Annotated in this window: 16 protein-coding genes and 2 tRNA genes; 6 read left to right on the top strand and 12 right to left on the bottom strand. The window is 68.8% G+C overall.

What is annotated here, in order from left to right; genetic code table 11:
- Window positions 1-88 precede the first annotated feature (88 nt).
- From C2868_RS05635 to C2868_RS05620, 4 genes are all read right to left on the bottom strand, one after another.
- A complete protein-coding gene (locus tag C2868_RS05635) occupies window positions 89-775 on the bottom strand; it encodes an ATP-dependent Clp protease proteolytic subunit (protein WP_100810978.1) in 687 nt (228 codons plus the stop codon).
- A gap of 32 nt (window positions 776-807) precedes the next feature.
- Window positions 808-1392 carry an ATP-dependent Clp protease proteolytic subunit gene (locus C2868_RS05630; protein WP_100810979.1) on the bottom strand — a complete coding sequence of 195 codons (585 nt, stop codon included), beginning with the start codon at window positions 1390-1392 and terminating at the stop codon, window positions 808-810.
- Between the two features lie 421 nt (window positions 1393-1813).
- A complete protein-coding gene (gene tig, locus C2868_RS05625; protein ID WP_100810980.1) occupies window positions 1814-3274 on the bottom strand; it encodes a trigger factor in 1461 nt (486 codons plus the stop codon).
- Window positions 3275-3345: 71 nt separating this feature from the next.
- Window positions 3346-3419: transfer RNA gene (locus C2868_RS05620), tRNA-Pro, on the bottom strand.
- 318 nt (window positions 3420-3737) lie between these two features.
- On the opposite strand from C2868_RS05620, the gene C2868_RS05615 reads away from it, so the two are divergent.
- Window positions 3738-3811, top strand: a tRNA-Gly gene (locus tag C2868_RS05615).
- A 205-nt stretch (window positions 3812-4016) separates the two neighbouring features.
- On the opposite strand, the gene C2868_RS05610 is transcribed toward C2868_RS05615, so the two are convergent.
- Window positions 4017-4553, bottom strand: coding sequence for a gamma carbonic anhydrase family protein (locus C2868_RS05610; protein ID WP_100810981.1), 537 nt, complete (start codon window positions 4551-4553; stop codon window positions 4017-4019).
- A 47-nt stretch (window positions 4554-4600) separates the two neighbouring features.
- Window positions 4601-6751, bottom strand: coding sequence for an acyltransferase family protein (locus tag C2868_RS05605; RefSeq protein ID WP_100810982.1), 2151 nt, complete (start codon window positions 6749-6751; stop codon window positions 4601-4603).
- A 161-nt stretch (window positions 6752-6912) separates the two neighbouring features.
- On the opposite strand from C2868_RS05605, the gene C2868_RS05600 reads away from it, so the two are divergent.
- The gene (locus C2868_RS05600; protein ID WP_100810983.1) at window positions 6913-7398 is read left to right on the top strand and encodes a Dps family protein; all 486 of its coding nucleotides are present in this window, start codon (window positions 6913-6915) and stop codon (window positions 7396-7398) included.
- Window positions 7399-7590: 192 nt separating this feature from the next.
- Here the strand turns inward: C2868_RS05600 and C2868_RS05595 are convergent, their stop codons facing one another.
- The 5 genes from C2868_RS05595 to C2868_RS05575 form a co-directional block, all read right to left on the bottom strand.
- Window positions 7591-9042, bottom strand: a complete 1452-nt coding sequence (locus C2868_RS05595; RefSeq protein WP_100811364.1) for an amidohydrolase — start codon at window positions 9040-9042, stop codon at window positions 7591-7593.
- Window positions 9043-9095: 53 nt separating this feature from the next.
- A complete protein-coding gene (locus C2868_RS05590) occupies window positions 9096-9785 on the bottom strand; it encodes an FMN-binding negative transcriptional regulator (protein ID WP_181003350.1) in 690 nt (229 codons plus the stop codon).
- A 34-nt stretch (window positions 9786-9819) separates the two neighbouring features.
- The gene (locus C2868_RS05585) at window positions 9820-10833 is read right to left on the bottom strand and encodes an Fpg/Nei family DNA glycosylase (RefSeq protein WP_100810985.1); all 1014 of its coding nucleotides are present in this window, start codon (window positions 10831-10833) and stop codon (window positions 9820-9822) included.
- Window positions 10833-11390 carry a ribose-5-phosphate isomerase gene (locus C2868_RS05580; protein WP_100810986.1) on the bottom strand — a complete coding sequence of 186 codons (558 nt, stop codon included), beginning with the start codon at window positions 11388-11390 and terminating at the stop codon, window positions 10833-10835. Before C2868_RS05580 ends, C2868_RS05585 begins: the two co-directional genes overlap by 1 nt.
- 81 nt (window positions 11391-11471) lie before the next feature.
- Window positions 11472-12674: a ferrochelatase gene (locus C2868_RS05575; protein WP_100810987.1), complete on the bottom strand. Its 1203-nt coding sequence runs from the start codon at window positions 12672-12674 to the stop codon at window positions 11472-11474.
- 98 nt (window positions 12675-12772) lie between these two features.
- Between C2868_RS05575 and C2868_RS05570 the strand changes: the two genes are divergently transcribed.
- From C2868_RS05570 to C2868_RS05555, 4 genes are all read left to right on the top strand, one after another.
- Window positions 12773-13624, top strand: a complete 852-nt coding sequence (locus C2868_RS05570; protein ID WP_100810988.1) for a Sir2 family NAD-dependent protein deacetylase — start codon at window positions 12773-12775, stop codon at window positions 13622-13624.
- A gap of 23 nt (window positions 13625-13647) precedes the next feature.
- Window positions 13648-14277, top strand: a complete 630-nt coding sequence (locus tag C2868_RS05565) for a histidine phosphatase family protein (protein ID WP_157813917.1) — start codon at window positions 13648-13650, stop codon at window positions 14275-14277.
- A 45-nt stretch (window positions 14278-14322) separates the two neighbouring features.
- Window positions 14323-16173: an alkaline phosphatase family protein gene (locus C2868_RS05560; RefSeq protein ID WP_232711190.1), complete on the top strand. Its 1851-nt coding sequence runs from the start codon at window positions 14323-14325 to the stop codon at window positions 16171-16173.
- A gap of 102 nt (window positions 16174-16275) precedes the next feature.
- Entirely contained in the window at window positions 16276-16749 is a 474-nt protein-coding gene (locus C2868_RS05555) for an Lrp/AsnC family transcriptional regulator (RefSeq protein WP_100810990.1), read from the top strand.
- Here C2868_RS05555 and C2868_RS05550 read toward each other — a convergent pair.
- Window positions 16721-17701: a DMT family transporter gene (locus C2868_RS05550; RefSeq protein WP_100810991.1), complete on the bottom strand. Its 981-nt coding sequence runs from the start codon at window positions 17699-17701 to the stop codon at window positions 16721-16723. The genes C2868_RS05555 and C2868_RS05550 overlap by 29 nt on opposite strands.
- Between the last annotated feature and the right edge of the window lie 21 nt (window positions 17702-17722).

The raw sequence follows: 17722 nt of genomic DNA, 5'->3' as shown, positions 1-17722 counted from the left end.
ACGACCGGGCGGGACAATAGTGCGAGCCTAACAACTCGCCCCGACATCCGGTCGTATTGACAGGGTGCCGGGGCGAGCCGGTTACGGACTACTTGGTCAGTGCCGCGGGAACGCGCTTGCGGCTCGTCAGCACCTGGTCGACGAGACCGTATGCGACGGCCTCTTGCCCGCTCAGGATCTTGTCGCGATCGATGTCGCGGTTCACCTCTTCGCGGGTCTTGTGGCTGTGCTTGGCCAGCGTGTCCTCGAGCCAGGTGCGCATGCGCAGGATCTCGGCCGCCTGGATCTCGATGTCGGACGCCTGCCCGTGACCGGCCTCGCCCATGGCGGGCTGGTGGATCAGGATGCGGGCGTTCGGCAGGGCGAGACGCTTGCCGGGCGCGCCGGCCGCGAGCAGCACGGCCGCGGCCGAGGCCGCCTGACCGAGCACGACGGTCTGGATCTGGGGCGACACGTACTGCATCGTGTCGTAGATCGCCGTCATCGCGGTGAACGATCCACCGGGCGAGTTGATGTACATGATGATGTCGCGGTCGGGGTCCTGGCTCTCGAGAACGAGGAGCTGGGCCATGACGTCATCCGCCGAGGCGTCGTCGACCTGGACGCCCAGGAAGATGACGCGGTCCTCGAACAGCTTGTTGTACGGGTCCTGGCGCTTGTAGCCGTAGGCCGTGCGCTCCTCGAACTGGGGCAGGATGTAGCGCGATCCGGGGGCCTGGAGTCCGCGGTGCGCGAGACCCTCTGCCGCGGCTGAACCGAAGGTGGGGATGTCCATAGTCATGCTTCCTTGTCTTTCGCCTTCGAGCCTCAGTTGGCCGTTCCGCCGCCGCCGGTGACGTCGGAGAGGTGCGCACGGATGTGGTCGACGAAGCCGTACTCGAGGGCTTCCTCGGCGGTGAACCAGCGGTCGCGGTCACCGTCTTCGTTGATCTGCTCCACGGACTTGCCCGTCTGGGCCGCCGTGATCTCGGCCAGGCGGTTCTTCATCGAGACGATGAGCTGGGCCTGCGTCTGGATGTCGCTCGACGTTCCGCCGAAGCCGCCGTGCGGCTGGTGCAGCAGCACGCGGGCGTTGGGCGTGATGTAGCGCTTGCCCTTGGTGCCGCTTGTGAGCAGCAGCTGACCCATCGAGGCCGCCATGCCGATGCCCACCGTGACGATGTCGTTGGGGACGAACTGCATCGTGTCGTAGATCGCCATGCCTGCCGTGATCGATCCGCCGGGCGAGTTCACGTAGAGGAAGATGTCCTTGTCCGGGTCTTCCGCGGCGAGCAGCAGGATCTTGGCGCAGATCTCGTTGGCGTTCTCGTCGCGCACCTCGGATCCCAGCCAGATGATGCGGTCCTTCAGCAGCCTGTCGAAGACACTCGTTGCCATCAATGGTTCGGCCATCGTTGCTCCCATTCGTTGTACGTCTGCGACGAATCTACCGGCGCGGATCGGCGCCTTCGCCCGTGTTCGCCCTCGGCAGAGCGGGTGTCGCTGAGCGCTCCCCCGCATCCGCCCGAACGGGTCGATTCGGGGTCCATGCAGACACCCCTGCCGCCGGCCTCACCGCACCAGATCGGTTGGGGCGTCGCGATCCCGTTGGGGCGTGGGACTCCGCGCCCCAACGGTTCCCCGGCGCCCCGGGTCGCGGGGAGGGTGTGGGACTCCGTGCCCGAACGGTTCTCCGGCGCCCCGGATCGCGGGTGGGGCGTGAGACTCCGCGCCCCACAGGGACCCCGACACCCCGGGTAGCGCGGAAAGGGCGCAGAAAGCAGAAGAGGACGGATGCTGCGGGGCATCCGTCCTCTTCGTAACGCTTCGGCGACTACGCCTTGTCGGCCGCGGCCTTCTTCGCGGGCGCCTTCTTGGCCGGCGCCTTCTTGGCGGGCTTCGTGGCTGCCTCGGCCTCTTCTGCCTCGATCAGGACGTCCGCCTCGGCGGCGGCATCCGCGATCTCTTCGGCCTCTTCGACGACCTCTTCCTCGGCCTCGAGCTCGTCGTCCTCATCGTCGACGGCGATGAAGCCGGACAGGTCGACGGACTTGCCGTTGGTGTCGACGACGGTGACCTTGCCGAGCGCGACCGCGAGGGCCTTGTTGCGCGCGACCTCACCGACGAGCGCGGGCAGCTGGTTGCCCTGCTGCAGCGCCTGCATGAAGTCCTGAGGGGCCATGCCGTACTGCGCGGCCGACTGGATGATGTACTGGCTCAGCTCGTCCTGCGAGACCTGCACATCGGCGTCCTCGGCGAGCTTGTCGAGCACGACCTGGGTGCGGAACTGCTTCTCGCTGGCCTCGGTCACCTCGGCGCGGTGCGCGTCGTCCTCGAGGCGGCCTTCGCCCTCGAGGTGCGCGTGCACCTCGTCTTCGACGAGCTGAGCGGGGACCGGGATGTCGAGCTGGTCGAGAAGCGTTTCGAGCAGCTTGTCGCGCGCGGCAGAGCCCTGCGTGAAGGCCGACTGCTGACCGACGCGCTCGCTCAGGCTCTCGCGCAGCTCGGCGATGGTGTCGAACTCGCTCGCGATCTGCGCGAAGTCGTCGTCCGCCTCGGGCAGCTCGCGCTCCTTGACGGCGGTGACGGACACGACGACCTCGGCCTCTTCGCCGGCGTGGTCGCCGCCGACGAGCTTCGAGCGGAAGGTGGTCTCTTCACCCGCGGTCAGCGAATCGATGGCCTCGTCGATCCCCTCGAGCAGTTCGCCCGAGCCGACCTCGTACGACACGCCACCGGCGCGGTCGATCTCGACGCCGTCGATCGTGGCGACCATGTCGAGTTCGACGAAGTCACCCGTCTTGGCAGGACGGTCGACCGTGATCAGCGTGCCGAAGCGGCCGCGCAGGCGGTCGAGCTCCTCGTCGATGGCGGACTCGTCGACCTCGACGGCGTCGACCGTCAGCGTGATGCCCTCGAGCGGGGGCAGGGTGACCTCGGGGCGGACGTCGACCTCGACCTCGACCTTGAGGTCTCCCGAGAAGTCCTTGTCGCTCGGCCACTCGATGATGTCGGCGGAGGGACGACCCACGACGCGCACGTTGTTCTCGGTCACGGCCTCGCGGAAGAAGCGGTCGAGCGCCTCGTTCACGGCGTGCTCGATGACCGCGCCGCGACCGACGCGCTGGTCGATGATCGGAGCAGGCACCTTGCCCTTGCGGAAGCCGGGCACCTGGATGTCCTCGGCGATGTGCTCGTAGGCGTGCGAGATGCTGGGCTTCAGCTCCTCGGGCGTGACCGTGATGTGCAGCTTCACGCGCGTGGGGCTGAGCTGCTCGACGGTGCTATTCACCATGCTGGTTGTTCTCCTCGTGATTGATCGCACGCGCGATTGCGCTGCGGGTCAGGGTCTGTGTGGATCGTCCGTCGGGGCGACAGGATTTGAACCTGCGGCCTCCCGCTCCCAAAGCGGGCGCTCTACCAAGCTGAGCTACGCCCCGGGTGGCCCCACGCGTCAGCGCGGGTACGAAACGACCCCCAAGAGTCTAGCCGAGTCGCTCGCCGCGCCGTCGCGACCCGGATTGCGGCGCCGTAGCCCGTCGCGCCGTGCACAACGACGCACATCCTTGCTCCGCCGGCCCGCTGCGCGGCGTGGCATCACCGAGCCGCGCCACGCTTGCGACGATGTGCACGACCGCCGCGCACGCCCGTTTCGGGGGCGGCCGCAGATTCGGTTAGACTTTCGGATGCCGCGGCTCGCCGCGTGTGCTCGACCGACAACTGAATCCACCGTTTTCGGCGTCATTCCGCTGAAATTCGGGGCTGTAGCTTAGTGGTAAAGCCTCTGTCTTCCAAACAGATGATGCGAGTTCGATTCTCGTCAGCCCCTCCATATGCGTCTGCTCGGCCCACTGCTCCGGGCCGCTGCCTCCGTGCCCGTCTGTCGAACCTGTCCACGGGACGCGTCGGCCACCCTCCCCGACATCCGCTACGTCGATCGGTGGCGCGGATGCGGAGAACTGGCGCCATCGCGTGACGGCGCGTCGCTTCGACAGGCTCAGCGACCGTGACTGCCGGCTCAACGACCGGGGCCCTGCTCAGGCCGGAGCGGCCTCCGCGTGCTCCGCGGCGAGCTCGAGGTACACCTCGGCGTTCCGCCGGAGTCCAGCGCGTTCCTCGTCGGTCAGCGCGCGTCGAACCTTGGCCGGCACACCCGCGACGAGCGAGCCATCCGGGACCTCCATGCCCTCGAGCACGACAGCGCCGCCCGCGACGAGGCATCCGGCGCCGATCACCGCGCCCGACAGCACGACGCTGCCCATGCCGATGAGCGAGCCATCCCCGATCGTGCAGCCGTGCACGACGGCGTTGTGACCGACCGAGACGTCACGTCCGATCGTCACCGGATGCCCGCGGTCGACGTGTACCGAGACGTTGTCCTGGATGTTGCTTCCCACGCCGATCGTGATGCTGTCGCGGTCGCCGCGCAGGATCGCGTTGTACCAGACGCTCGCGCCGGCTTCGAGGCGCACGGCGCCGACGATGCGCGCACCAGCCGCGACGAATGCGGACTCATCGAGTGCGGGGGTGGTCCCCGCGACGGACAGGACGGATGCTTCGGGTGAAACGGTCATGAATCCGACCCTATGACCCCCGAGCCCAGCTCGCGGGCCCGCGGGTCCTACCGCCCCGGCACACCTGCCGCGATCGCATCCCGCAGCGCCACGGTGTACTGCGGTACGAGCGAGTCCAGGAACGACACGGTCAGGTGATCTTCGTCGCGGTACACGTTGGCCCCGCCGACGACCGGGAAGCACGTCGTGTCGTCGCAGAACACGTCGGTGAAGTCGAGCAGCGTGACCCCAGCCATGCCCTCTGCGGCATCCTTCAACGGATCCTGGTCGGTCAGCAGTTCGTCGCGGGCACCGTCGCAGTTGCCGACGCCCTTCGTGCGCAGGCACTTGTTCGGGTCGTTCTCCCACACCGGGTTGTCGACGACGGTGACGACCGGGATGCCGCGGTCGAGCATCCCGCTCCAGGCCTCGCGATATCCGGCCACCGCGGCGTCGTGGCGGCTATCGAAGCCCGCGGACGAGTACGGCGTCGTCGAGAGCCCCGATGTGAAGACGACATCGAAGTCGCCGTCGGCCAGCACCGCGACCGCATTCTCGCGCCACTGCGCACACGCTTCACCGAACGCGCCCGGCGTCGACAGCGGGGTCGTACTCCACGGGCACGCGCCCTTGAAGAGCGTCGTGAGGTGCCATCCGTTCTGGTCCGCGATGCGCTGGAACGTCGACAGCAGCTGGAACGCGTGACTGTCGCCGATGAGGGCGACGCGGGGAGCATCCGCGGCATCCGATCCGAACTCGCACGTGACGGCGCGCGAGTCGTTGAGCTGCACGAAGCACTGCTCATCGGACGGCATGTCTGCGGCGGCGAAACCGGGCGCGGGCAGCACCTGGTCGCCGAAGTCGACATCGGCGCAGGCCGGATCGAGCACACTCGCCGCGCCGAAGCACTCGGGCGGGTCGGACCGGAGCTGCTCGATCGCCGCGACGCCCTCGCGGTACGCGGGCGCGTTGATCGCCCAGGCGCCGGCCGCGGTCGCTCCGACCAGGATCATGGCGACGAGCGAGGCCCACAGGGTCACGCGCGGCGGACGGGTCGTCAGGACCTTCCAGGCACGGGCCGGGTCCTCGACGAACTTCTTGGTCAGCCACGCCAGCACGAAGCAGAGCGCGAGCAACGCGACACGGTGGTAGATCGTCAGTCCCCAGAACGGCACGGACGGCGCGATCACGATCAGCGGCCAGTGCCACAGATAGAGGCTGTACGAGATGTCGCCGACAAACTGCGCGGGACGGATCGAGAGGATGCGCGTCGGGTACCACCAGCGCGCGGTGTTGGACGCGGCGATGACGGCGGCGGCACCGAGCGTCGGCACGAGCGCCATGTAGCCGGGGTACGGCGTGAGCCCGTCGAAGCGGAACGCGGCGTACAGCAGCGCGGCGATACCGGCCCACCCGAGGACGAAGCTGCCGATCGCGTTGCGGATCCGCAGCATCGGCAGGAGGGCGATGATCGCGCCGACGCCGAACTGCCACATGCGCGTGAACGTGACGAAGTAGGCCGGCGCGGGGTTCGTCATCGTGAAGATCACGCAGAAGACGAAGGACGCGAGGGTCACGACACCGAGCGTCGTGATGATCGCGCGGCGACGTCCACCCCGGAAGAACCTCACGCCGATCCATGCCGCGAGCAGCATGATGAGAGGCCACAGCACGTAGAACTGCTCTTCGAGCGACAGCGACCAGTAGTGCTGAACCGTGGTCGGCTCACCCGAGAGAGCCAGGTAGTCCGTGGCGGAGAACGCGAGGTACCAGTTCTCGACGTAGAACGTCGACGCGATGATCTCGCGCACCTCGTTCGGGAGCGCCGACAGCGGGAACAGGTAGGGCGATGCCACCACGACGGCGCTGAACAACAGCACGAGCAGCGCGGCAGGGAGCAGACGTCGGGCACGGCGAGCCCAGAACTGCGCCAGACGCACCCCGCCCGTCGCCTCGAGCTCGCGCATGAGGTGCCCCGTGATCAGGAACCCGGAGATGACGAAGAACACGTCGACGCCGACGTACCCGCCCGACAGGCGACCGGGCCAGAAGTGATAGAGCACCACGAACAGCACCGCGATCGCGCGCAGCCCCTGCACGTGCGGGATGAAGCGCGAGGGCTCCGCGTGTTCGGGTGAACGATCACGCCGTTCGCGTCGGAGCATCTGCGAGGGGGCGCCCAGATTCTGCGGGCCGAGTTCATGGTCTGCGGAGGGCACCAGACGACGCTACCCGCTCGCGCGCGGGATGCCCGCATCGTCGTGTGATTTTGCCGCGTGATTCCGCCACTAAGCCGAGCCTCAGCTTGCTTGCGGAATGTCTGAGTCTGAGTAGCGTTTACCCCAGAGTCGCCGCGAACATCGCGGCCGGAGGGACCATTATGACGAAGACACAGACCGTTTCCACCACCGTCAGCGACCCCGATGTGTCGGCTGCCGCCGCCCAGTTCCTCTCTCCCGTCGTCCTCGGCCTGCAGGCCCTGACGATCAACGGCAAGCAGGCGCACTGGCACGTGCGGGGCAGCAACTTCATCGGTGTCCACGAACTCCTCGACACCGTCGTGTCGAACGCGGGCGGCTGGGCCGACCTCGCCGCCGAGCGGATCGTCGCCCTGGGTCTGCCGATCGATGCGCGCGTAGCATCCGTCGCCACCAAGGCCGGAGCGACCGGCGTTCCCGCCGGGTTCGCCAACTCGGATGTCGTGATCCCCGCGATCATCGCCGACATGGACGCCATCCTGCTCGACGTGCAGGCCGCGATCGAGGGCCTCGACGAGGTCGACCTGACGAGCCAGGACGTCGCGATCGAGATCAAGCGCGGCCTCGAGAAGGACCGCTGGTTCCTGTTCGCCCACGTCAGCGAGTAGAACCCGCGCTCTGGCGCAGATGCAAGGGCCTCCGGGAAACCGGGGGCCCTTCTTCGTGCCTGGGCTACCTACCCCGACGAACGTCGTCAGCTACCCCACCGAACGGTCGCGACTCGCCGTGCACGCGCGAGGTGGCACGGCGAGTCGCGACCGTTCGATGAGGTTGCGAACGCGAGACGGCGAGCGGATGCCTCAGGCCCGGTGCGTGAGCCGGCCCTCGATCAGCGTCGCGGCGACGCGCATCCCGCGCAGCCCGACGGCGTCCGCGGCGCGCGGGTCGGACTCGCACAAGGCGAGGTCGGCGACGACCCCGGGTTCGATGCCCACGGCATCCGCGCCGGACCCGCGCTCGGTCGACGCGGCGCGCGCGAGATCGAAGGCGACCGCCTGCTCGGGGTGCCATGCGGGCCGGTCATCGTTCGTGCGGTAGACGGCGGCCGCGATCGCGGTCCAGGGGTCGAGCGGCGAGACCGGAGCATCCGATCCGAATCGCAGTTCGGCGCCCGCATCGGCCAGCGCGCGCAGCGGGTACGCCAGCGCCGTCTGTGCGGACCACTCGTGGTCGGCGATATCGCGGTCATCCACGGCGTGCGCGGGCTGCACGCTCGCGGCGACGCCGAGTCGCGCGAAACGGTGCAGGTCGGCGTGCGCCACCAGCTGGGCGTGCTCGATCGTGCCGACCGCACCCGTCCGGGCGAAGGAGTCCAGCGCGTGCGAGTTGGCGACGTCGCCGATCGCGTGCACCGCAGACTCCAGGCCCCCGGCCGTTGCGCTCGTCATCAACGCGAGCAACTCCTCGGGCGGGACGGTCATCACGCCGTGGTCGCCGTGCGTCCCCGGGTACGGATGCGAGCAAGCCGCCGTGCGCGTACCCAGCGATCCGTCCGTGATGACCTTGAACGGACCGACACGCACCAGATCGGATGCAGCGCCCCGGACGACATCGCCGGTGCGGAGCCCCTCGGCCAGGGCGCGTGGCAGATCGGCCGGGTAGATGCCGAAGCGCACCCTCAGCGTGTCGAACCCGGCCGCGAGACGGCGCGCCCAGGCATCCTCGTTCCACGCCATGTCGAGGTCGACGAGCCCGACGATGCCGCGCTCTGCGGCACCCCGCGCGGCCGCGGCGACGAGAACATCGCCGCGATCCGCGTCGATCGCGTTGAGACGCCGCGAGATCTCGAAAGCCGGCAACTCGCGCAGCACGCCCGAGCCGAACGGGTCGTGACCCTCGCGGCGCAGTGCCGCGGTGTTGAGCCACACCGAATGCACGTCGGCGTTGATCAGATAGGTCGGCACGTCGCCGGTAACGGAGTCGAGCAACAGGCGTGCGGGTTCGTCGGCCCAGAGCGCGTCGCGATACCCCGTGCCCACCCGGCGCCCATCGGGATGCACCGGTGCCGACGACATGATCCGCGCCGCCTCGGTCGCCGACCGCGCGTGGTCGAGCGGCTCTCGCGCGGCCCGGAGCGCCCACTGGGTGAGATGCACGTGGTGATCCCAGAGCCCGGGCATGAGCCATCCGCCGTCCGCGTCGAGCACGGCCGCAGACGCCGGATGCCGGAGCGCTCCGGCCGGGGCGATGTCGACGATGCGTCCACCCTCGAGGACGACGTCGTGGGGCTCGTCACCCACCGGGAGCGGCATCGCGGCGCCGACGATGCGCACGTTGGCGATGATCCCGACCGTCTCGCCGACGTTCACGGCTGGGATCCGCCGTTCGCGCCGTTCACAGCGGCGGCCGCCGCGATCTGGGCGTCCCGCGCGCGCCGCATCTCGGCCGCGAGCGGGGGGTTCGGGTGTGCGCCGTCCGCCGACAGCTCGGCGATGATCGTGTCGACGACGTCGCCCGGGCGGTTCTGGCTGAGCTTGCGCTTCGCCACGACGCGCGTCGGCGTCAGACGGAACCCGACCGTGCCGCGCTCGAGTCGTTCGATGAAGACCGCGTCGTTCGGAGCCTGCCACATGCCGCGAGGCTCGGGCATCCGCGATTCGAAGCGTTCCACGAGCGCGTCGAGCACCCGCAGGTTCTCGTCGGTGTCGAGCAGCTCGGGAACACCGCTCAGGTGCGCCGAGACGAAGTTCCAGGTCGGGACGCTCGCGACAGGTCCCGAGGAAACGCTGCCATACCAGGAGGGCGAGATATACCCGTGCGGTCCCTGCACCACGACGAGCAGCTCGCGCTCCCCCAGGCCGTGGATCAGGTCATCGGGCTTGCCGACGTGGCCCACGATCGTCAGGTCGTCACGTGCCGGATCGGGCATCACGGCGTAGTGCGACGCGACCAGCCCGTCCGGCGTATCGCTGACGAGCGTCACCCAGGGATTACGGTCGATCAGTCGGCGCAGCTCGCCGATATCCGTCATCGCGAAGGAAGGATTCTGGCGCACCCGCCCAGCCTACGATCAAGCGGTACGGATGGCTTCAGCGCTGGTCTTTCGGGCACCAGTAGAGCTTGCGGCCCCCGACCTCTTCGACCACGATCTCGGTGCCGCAGATCCGACACGGCAGACCCGCGCGGTGGTATACCCAGTGCCTGTCGTCGCGATGGGCCATCGCGCGGCGGTAGCTCTCGGGGTCGAGGTCGTCCATCGTCATCATCTGGCCGGTCTCGACGCCGATCGCGAGCAGGTGCGCCCAGTCACGCCAGAGCCCCCGCACGATCTCTTCGGGCACGTCGCGGCCGGGGGTGTGCGGGTTCAGACGAGCGCGAAAGAGCAACTCGGCTCGGTACACGTTGCCGATTCCGCTGACGATCGACTGGTCCATCAGCAGCAGTCCGATCGGCGTGGGCTTCCGGCGGACCGCGGTGACGAAACGTTCCTCGCCCTCCGCCAGATCGTCCACGAGAGGATCGGGGCCGAGCTTCGCGATCGTCGCCGCAACCTCGTCGGGCGTCTGCAACGCACATGCCGTCGGGCCACGCAGATCCGCGCAGGTGGTCTCGGTGAGAAGGCGCAGGCGCACCTGCCCGACGACCGGCGGTGGCCATTCCGATCCGTCATCCGCGAGGCCGGTGGTCTGCTCCGACATGCGAACGTGCACGCGGGCACGACGCGGCGCTCCGATCGAGGTCAGCGAGTTCTCACCGGCGGCATCGTAAACGGGGACGTCCAGCAGCGGCGCGTCGAGGTCGGTTCCCCGCTGATTCGTCTGTCCCATGCGACCGTTCGCCGCGGCGATCGTCGGGTCGACGACGATCTCTCCCGCGAAGTCCCACGCTCCGTACATGCCGAGGTGCACCCGCAACCACACATCGTCCTCGAAGTCGAGGAACATCTGCTTGCCGACCGCCCGCACATCCGTCGCGGTCCGCCCATCCAGCACCGCGGCTCCCTCGACGAAACGGCCCTGCGGACTCGACGCCGAAACGCGCTGACCGACGAAGTTCCGCTCGAATTGGCGTGCGATGCGATGGACCGAATGCCCCTCGGGCATCAGCCCGCCTCGGGATCGAACGCGTCGACGTCCTCGCCTCCGTGGCCCACCGCGCGCCCGTCCTCGGGCGGGGTCGCGCGCGGGTCGGGCAGCAGCGATCCATCCGCCTCGTAGGCCGCGATCTGGCCGATGCGTCGCACGTGCCGCTCTTCGAACGTGAAGGGGGTGGCGATGAAGATGTCGATGAACTTCGCGGCCTCGTCGAAGGTGTGCTGACGCGCACCGATCGCGATGACGTTGGCGTCGTTGTGCTCGCGGGCCAATTCCGCGGTCGCGACGTTCCAGACCAGCGCGGCCCGGATGCCCTGCACCTTGTTCGCCGCGATCTGCTCACCGTTTCCGGAGCCACCGAACACGATGCCGAGCGTCTCCACGCCGGACGCCTGGTCACGCACGACGGCCTGCGCCGCACGGATGCAGAACGCCGGGTAGTCGTCGAGCGCGTCGTATTCGAGCGGCCCGTGGTCCACGACCTCGTGGCCCTGGTCGCTCAGGTGGTGCTGCAGGCGGGTGGAGAACTCCAGGCCGGCGTGATCTGTGGCGATATGGATGCGCATGGACTCAATCCTAGGGACGGGTCAGGACACGCTCGCGATGGTCGGGGCACGCGTCGGGTATGCGGGACGAGCGAGGCTGAGTCACGGCGCGATTCCGGATGCCGCGGGCTTGAAACCCGCACGCACGTTCTCGCAGCAGCCCGGGCGACACACGTCGAACCACGGTCCGAGTTTCGTGACGTGCGGGCGATCCGCGGCGGGGGTGCCCTTCAGGCGTTCCTCGATCAGATCGACGAGCCCTGCGACGTATGCGGGATCGATTCCGGGGGTCGGGGTCCGTACGGCGACGAGTCCCGCCTCCGCGGCCGCATCCATGGCCTCCGTGTCGAGGTCCCAGAGCACCTCCATGTGGTCGCTCACGAAGCCGAGGGGAACGATCGCGACGGCTCGAGCGCCCTCGGCGGGCAGGCCCTCGATCACGTCGCACACATCGGGTTCGAGCCACGGCTGCGACGGCGGTCCGGAGCGGGACTGATAGACCAGCTGCCACGGAACATCGGCGGCGTCCGGGACGTCCTCGGCGATCTGCGACATGACGTACGCGGCGACGGCGAGATGCTGCGCCTCGTAGGCACCACCATCGCCCCACTCGCGATCACGCGGACCGGACCGGCGGGCGTCGTCCATCGGGACGCTGTGCGTGGAGAACAGGACACGGATGTCTGCTGGCGCGATGCCGTCGGCGACGAAGCCCGCAACCGCGTCGCGCACGCCGGCGACGAACGGGGCGACGAAGCCGGGGTGGTCGAAGAACTGGCGGATCTTGTCGATCGTGACCGTTCCGCCGAGACCGGTCTCGTCGAGCACGCGGGCGAAGTCCTCGCGGTACTGCCTACAGCTCGAGAACGAGCTGTAGGCGCTCGTGGCGAGGGCGAGCAGAGTGCGGTTGCCCGCGGCCTCCGCGGCGAGGACGGCCTCGTCGAGGTAGGGCGCCCAGTTGCGGTTGCCCCAGTAGACGGGCAGGTCGATGCCGCGCCGGGCGAGCTCGGCCTCGATCTGCACCTTGAGCTCGCGGTTCTGGGCGTTGATCGGGCTGATCCCGCCGAAGTGGCGGTAGTGGTGCGCGACCTCTTCCAGACGCTCGTCGGGGATGCCCCGCCCGCGCGTCACATTGCGCAGGAACGGGATCACATCATCCTGACCTTCGGGACCGCCGAAGCTCGCGAGCAGGAGGGCGTCATAGGCGACGGGCACCTCGACGTGTTCCGGACCATCGGCCGCGGCCGGCGATGCGTAGGGGACGACGGGGTTCACATCCGAGGTGCTTGTGCTCACGACATCCATCCTCGCACCGCGCCGGATGACGGGCGGTCGTTCGTCCGAGGCCGCCCGCGTAACATCCCGGAAAACCGCGGCGCCTACACTTGCGGCGAGGAGGCACGATGACGTCTGTCTCGGAGTTGGATTCCGCGACGACCGCGCTGGTGGACCGCGCGGTCGCGACGCTGAGCGGCCGCCGCATCGCCGTGCTCACGGGCGCCGGCGTCTCGACGGACTCCGGGATTCCGGACTATCGCGGCAATGGCGCCCCCGTGCGCTCGCCCATGACGGCGCAGCAATTCCTGGCCGACGAGTCCGCCCGCCGCCGCTACTGGCTCGGCGGACACCTCGGCTGGCAGGCGTTTTCGAGCGCCCAGCCGAACGCGGGACACGAGGCGATCGCGCGGCTCGAATCCGAAGACTTCGCCGCGGGGGTCATCACCCAGAACGTCGACGGGCTGCACGTGCGCGCGGGCAGCGGGCGCGTGGTCGAACTGCACGGCACGATGCGTCGCGTCTTCTGCACCCACTGCGGCCAGGTCTTCGACCGACGCGACATCTCGGAGCGCATCGAGATCGACAACCCGTGGGTCGCGGTGCCCGAGGACATTCCGCTCGGGCCCGACGGCGACGTGCTGCCGTCGTCGACCGACGGATTCATCGTGCCGAACTGCTCGGTATGCGGCGGGCTCCTCAAGCCCGATGTGGTGTTCTTCGGCGAGTTCATCCCCACCGAGAAGTTCCGCGAGGCCGAGCAGCTGCTGAAGACGAGCCAGGCGCTGCTCATCGCGGGTTCCTCCCTCGTCGTCAACTCCGGCATCCGCCTGGTGGAGCGAGCGCGACGGCGCCGCCTCCCGGTCATCATCGTGAACCGCGGCGTCACACGCGCCGACAACCGTGCGACGATCAAGATCGACGCCGGCACCAGCGAAGTGCTCGGAGCCCTCGCGTCCGGGCTCGCGTCTGCCCGCTGACGACTGCCCGTAGGCTCGGAGGCGTGACCGAACTGATCCTGCTGCGCCACGGCGAGACGGACTGGAACCGTGAGCGGCGCATCCAGGGCCTGAGCGACATCCCCCTGAACGACACCGGCCGGGCGCAGGCACGCGAGGCGGGTGCGCTCCTGCGCGTCGAACTCGCGAACGGCGGACCCGTGGTCATGGTCTCGAGCGACCTGTCGCGGGCGATCGAGACGGCCGAGATCATCGCCGAGGCACTCGGATCGTCCGGGCCGCGTCACTATCCCGGTCTGCGCGAACGAGGCTACGGCCAGGCCGAGGGAGCACTGGTGGACGAGGTCCCGCTTCTCTTCGGCTCGGCCGAGCGCGACCTCATCCCCGGCGCCGAATCATCCGTCGATCTGCGGGAACGCGCCCTGCGCACGCTGGACGAGATCGCGGCGGACGTCGCGCGAGAAACGCCCGGAGCAGCCGTCGTCGCCGTCGCCCACGGGGCGCTCATCGCCGAGATCGTACGCCACGCGAGCCAGGGTGCGCTCCCCCTCCCGGGCGCACGCATCCCCAACGGCTACCCATTCCGGTTCCGCCTCGGCCCGGCGGCGATCCAGCTCGCAACGGATGCCGCCGGCACCTCGCTCGACGGATTCCACAGCGCGACGCTCGTCTGAGCCGGGAACGGCACGGCCGCCGATAGCCTGAACGCGGAGGATCCCGTGACCGATTCTGTTGACACCCGCGAGCCCGAGAGCGAGCCCGGCCCCCTGCCAGACGCAAGGGCTCCCGCGGATCGTGCACGCGAAGGGAGCGCACCCGAGGACCCCGCACCCGAGAACCGTGGCCGGAGTCGACGCGACTTCCTGCGTGCCGGCGGGATCGCGGCCGCCGGGTTCCTCGTCGGTGGCGTCGCCGGCGGGGCCGCGGGTGCGGCGATCGGCAGCTCGATCGCGAAGTCGCAGAACGAGTTCGGTTCGCTGGACCCGCGCGAGGTGCCCGGCTTCGATCACGTCGTGGTCCTGATGGGCGAGAACCGCTCGTTCGACAACCTGCTCGGCTGGCTGTACACGCCCGAGAACCTCCCCGCGGGCGAGACGTTCGAGGGCCTCGCGTTCGGTAACTACTCGAACCCCGATCCCGAGGGGAATCGTGTCGCCGCGCACGTCTATTCCGGTCCGACCGACGTGATCATGGGCCAACCCAACCCCGATCCGGGCGAAGCCTTCCCGCACGTGAACACCCAGCTCTTCGGGACGGTCGATCCGCCGACGAACGCCGAACTCTGGCGAAACCAGATGAGCGCGCCCTTCAATGCGCCGAAGCCGGGGGCGAAGCCCACGATGGAGGGCTTTCTGAAGGACTACCACGTCAACTACCAGCAGCTTCATCGGGGCAAGAAGCCGACGCCGGACGAGGCGAACCAGATCATGGGCGGCTTCTCGCCCGAGATGCTGCCCGTCCTGTCGACCCTGGCCCGCGAGTTCGCCGTCTTCGACCACTGGTTCGCGGCCGTCCCGAGCCAGACCTACTGCAACCGTTCGTTCTTCCACGCGTCGACGTCGCACGGTTTCGTCACGAACCGCGGCGGGGGCGGCTACGAGAAGTGGCTGGATGCGGCGCCCCGTGACACGATCTTCAACCACCTCGACAAGGCGGGCATCAGCTGGAAGATCTACTTCGACGAGATGCAGCTCGTCTCCCTCACGGGCGTCATGCATGCACCCGTGCTGGAGTCGCACTGGCGCACCGAGCACTTCGCGCACATGTCAGAGTTCTACAAGGACGCCCAGGACGGCACTCTTCCCGCGTACGCGTTCATCGAACCGCGCATGATCTACAACCACAACGACTTCCACCCGCCGTTCGGCGCGTTGCGCGCGAGCGAGGTCGACGGCGAACCCGTCGTCGACTCCGCCGTCTCCGACGTTCGCGCGGGCGAGGCGCTCGTCGCCAACGTGTACGACGCGATCAAGAAGAGCGCGACCCCCGAGGGCTCGAACGCGCTCAACACGCTCCTGCTCATCACGTTCGACGAGCACGGGGGCACCTACGACCACGTGCCGCCCCCCGCGGCCACTCCCCCGGATGCCGACGCGCCGGAGGGCGAGATGGGCTTCCGTTTCGACCGACTCGGCGCGCGTGTTCCCGCGATCGCCGTGTCTGCCTACACCCGCTCCGGGACGATCGTCCACGACGAGATGCACCACGGATCCGTCATCGCGACACTGTGCCGTCTGCACGGGCTCGAGCCGTTGACGCGGCGCGATGCGGGTGCCAACACCCTCTTCCCCGTCGTGAACCTCGACGTGCCGCGCGATCCGCGGTCCTGGCCGTCGGTGCATCCGATGTATCTGCCGCGCCAGATCGACGAGGAGGAGCTCGAAGACCTGGCGCACGGTTCGCAGAAGGGCAAGCCGCTGAGCCCTCCCGGCAAGGGGCTGCTCGGACTGCTCCTCGCGAAATACGGCGACGGCTCCGAACCCGAGCCGGAGACATACGCGGACGCCTATCGCGTCGCAACGACGCACGGTCTCGGGCTCTTCTACCCGAAGATCCCGTCGGAGGCTTAGCTCACTCATCCGCGATCGTCTTGTCAGCTAGCTCAGCCCCACCAGAGGCGGCTGAGCAGGATGCGTAAACCCCGTCGCCAGATTCGGGTAAAGTCACCGTCTATGGGCAAGCTCGATCACGCCGACCTCGCGCTCCTCAGCGCTCTCGCCGACGACCCGCGCGCAACCGTGGTCGCGTTGGCCGAGCGCCTCCGCCTGTCGCGCAACACCGTTCAGGCCCGGATGACGAAGCTCGAAAAGGCTGGCGTCTTCCTCTCGTACGAGCGCACGATCGCCGCGCACACCATCGGATACCCCCTGCAGGCTGCCATCTCGGTCATGCTGCGCCAGAAGGAGCTGCCCGAGATCGCGCCGCGGCTCGTCGAGATTCCCGAGATCATCCAGGCATACGGCCTGAGCGGTCAGGTCGATCTGCTGGTGCACGTCGCGTGTCGCGACGCCCGCCACCTGTTCGAGGTGGACGCGCGCATTCTCGCGATTCCTGGCGTGGAGCGCACCGAGACATCCCTCGTCATGGGCGAGGTCATCCCCTACCGGCTGCGTCCGCTCATGGACTTGGCACGACAGGCACGTTAGGCACCGGCACGACCGTCGCGGGCGTTCCCACACGAACGAACACGACACCGGCCACGATCAGCGCGCCGCCGATAACCTGCACGAACGTCGGCTGCTCGCCCAGCACGAGCCACGCGATCAGGATCGCGAAGAGCACCTCCGACAGTCCGACGAACGAGGCGACGCGCGAGCCGATCTGCGTCACGGCGAGCACCCCCAATCCGTAGGCGAGTGCGGTGGCGATCACGATGACCCAGACCAGCGGCACATACCAGGCGACCGTCACCCCGGCGAGGATGACATCGACGGGAGGCGCCACGAAGTGCAGCACTCCGAGCAGCGAGAGACCCCCCGAGAAGACTGCGCCGACCACGAGCCCCGCTGCCGCGAGGACGAGCGGGGGCAGGCCGTCGCCCGCGCGTTCGCTCAGCAGGAAATAGCCGCCGAGGGAGACTGCCGCGCCGAGGGCGAACAGAACACCGAGGGCGTCGAACGTCGCTCCGCCGATGTCGATCACGAAGACGAGTCCGACGATGCTCACGGCCGAGCCGAGCAGCACGAGGCGGCCGGGTGCCCGACGCGTCCGAACCCAGGCCAGCCCGACGAGCAGAACCGGCGCCAGGTACTGCACGAGAAGTGCGACGCCGACCGGCATCCGCTGGATGGCGGCGAGATAGAACAACTGGCACCCGGCGACACCCGTCGCCCCGAATCCCACGATGATGACCGCGTTGCGGCGCAGGATGCCCGGGTCGCGACGAAGCGCCAGGATGAGGATGGGCAGCATCACCAGCGCTGCCCCGCCCATCCGTACCGACGCCGCGGCCCCCGTCGACCAGCCGGCCTCGATGAGCGGCTTGAGCAGCGGCCCGCTCGACGCGAAGGCGAGGGCGGATGCCAGACCCGTCACGATGCCGATCGCGCGGTGGTCGGCGTGTGCCGCCGGGAGGGGGGCCGTCAGACTCTGGACCATGTGCGTCCGATTCGCGAAAGG

Origin of the sequence: Microbacterium sp. CJ77 (assembly GCF_002911615.1) — a bacterium.
In the GTDB taxonomy this organism is placed as follows: Bacteria; Actinomycetota; Actinomycetes; order Actinomycetales; family Microbacteriaceae; genus Microbacterium.
The sequence above is the reverse complement of the archived record's forward strand: the minus strand, read 5'-3'. Positions and strand labels throughout refer to the sequence as shown.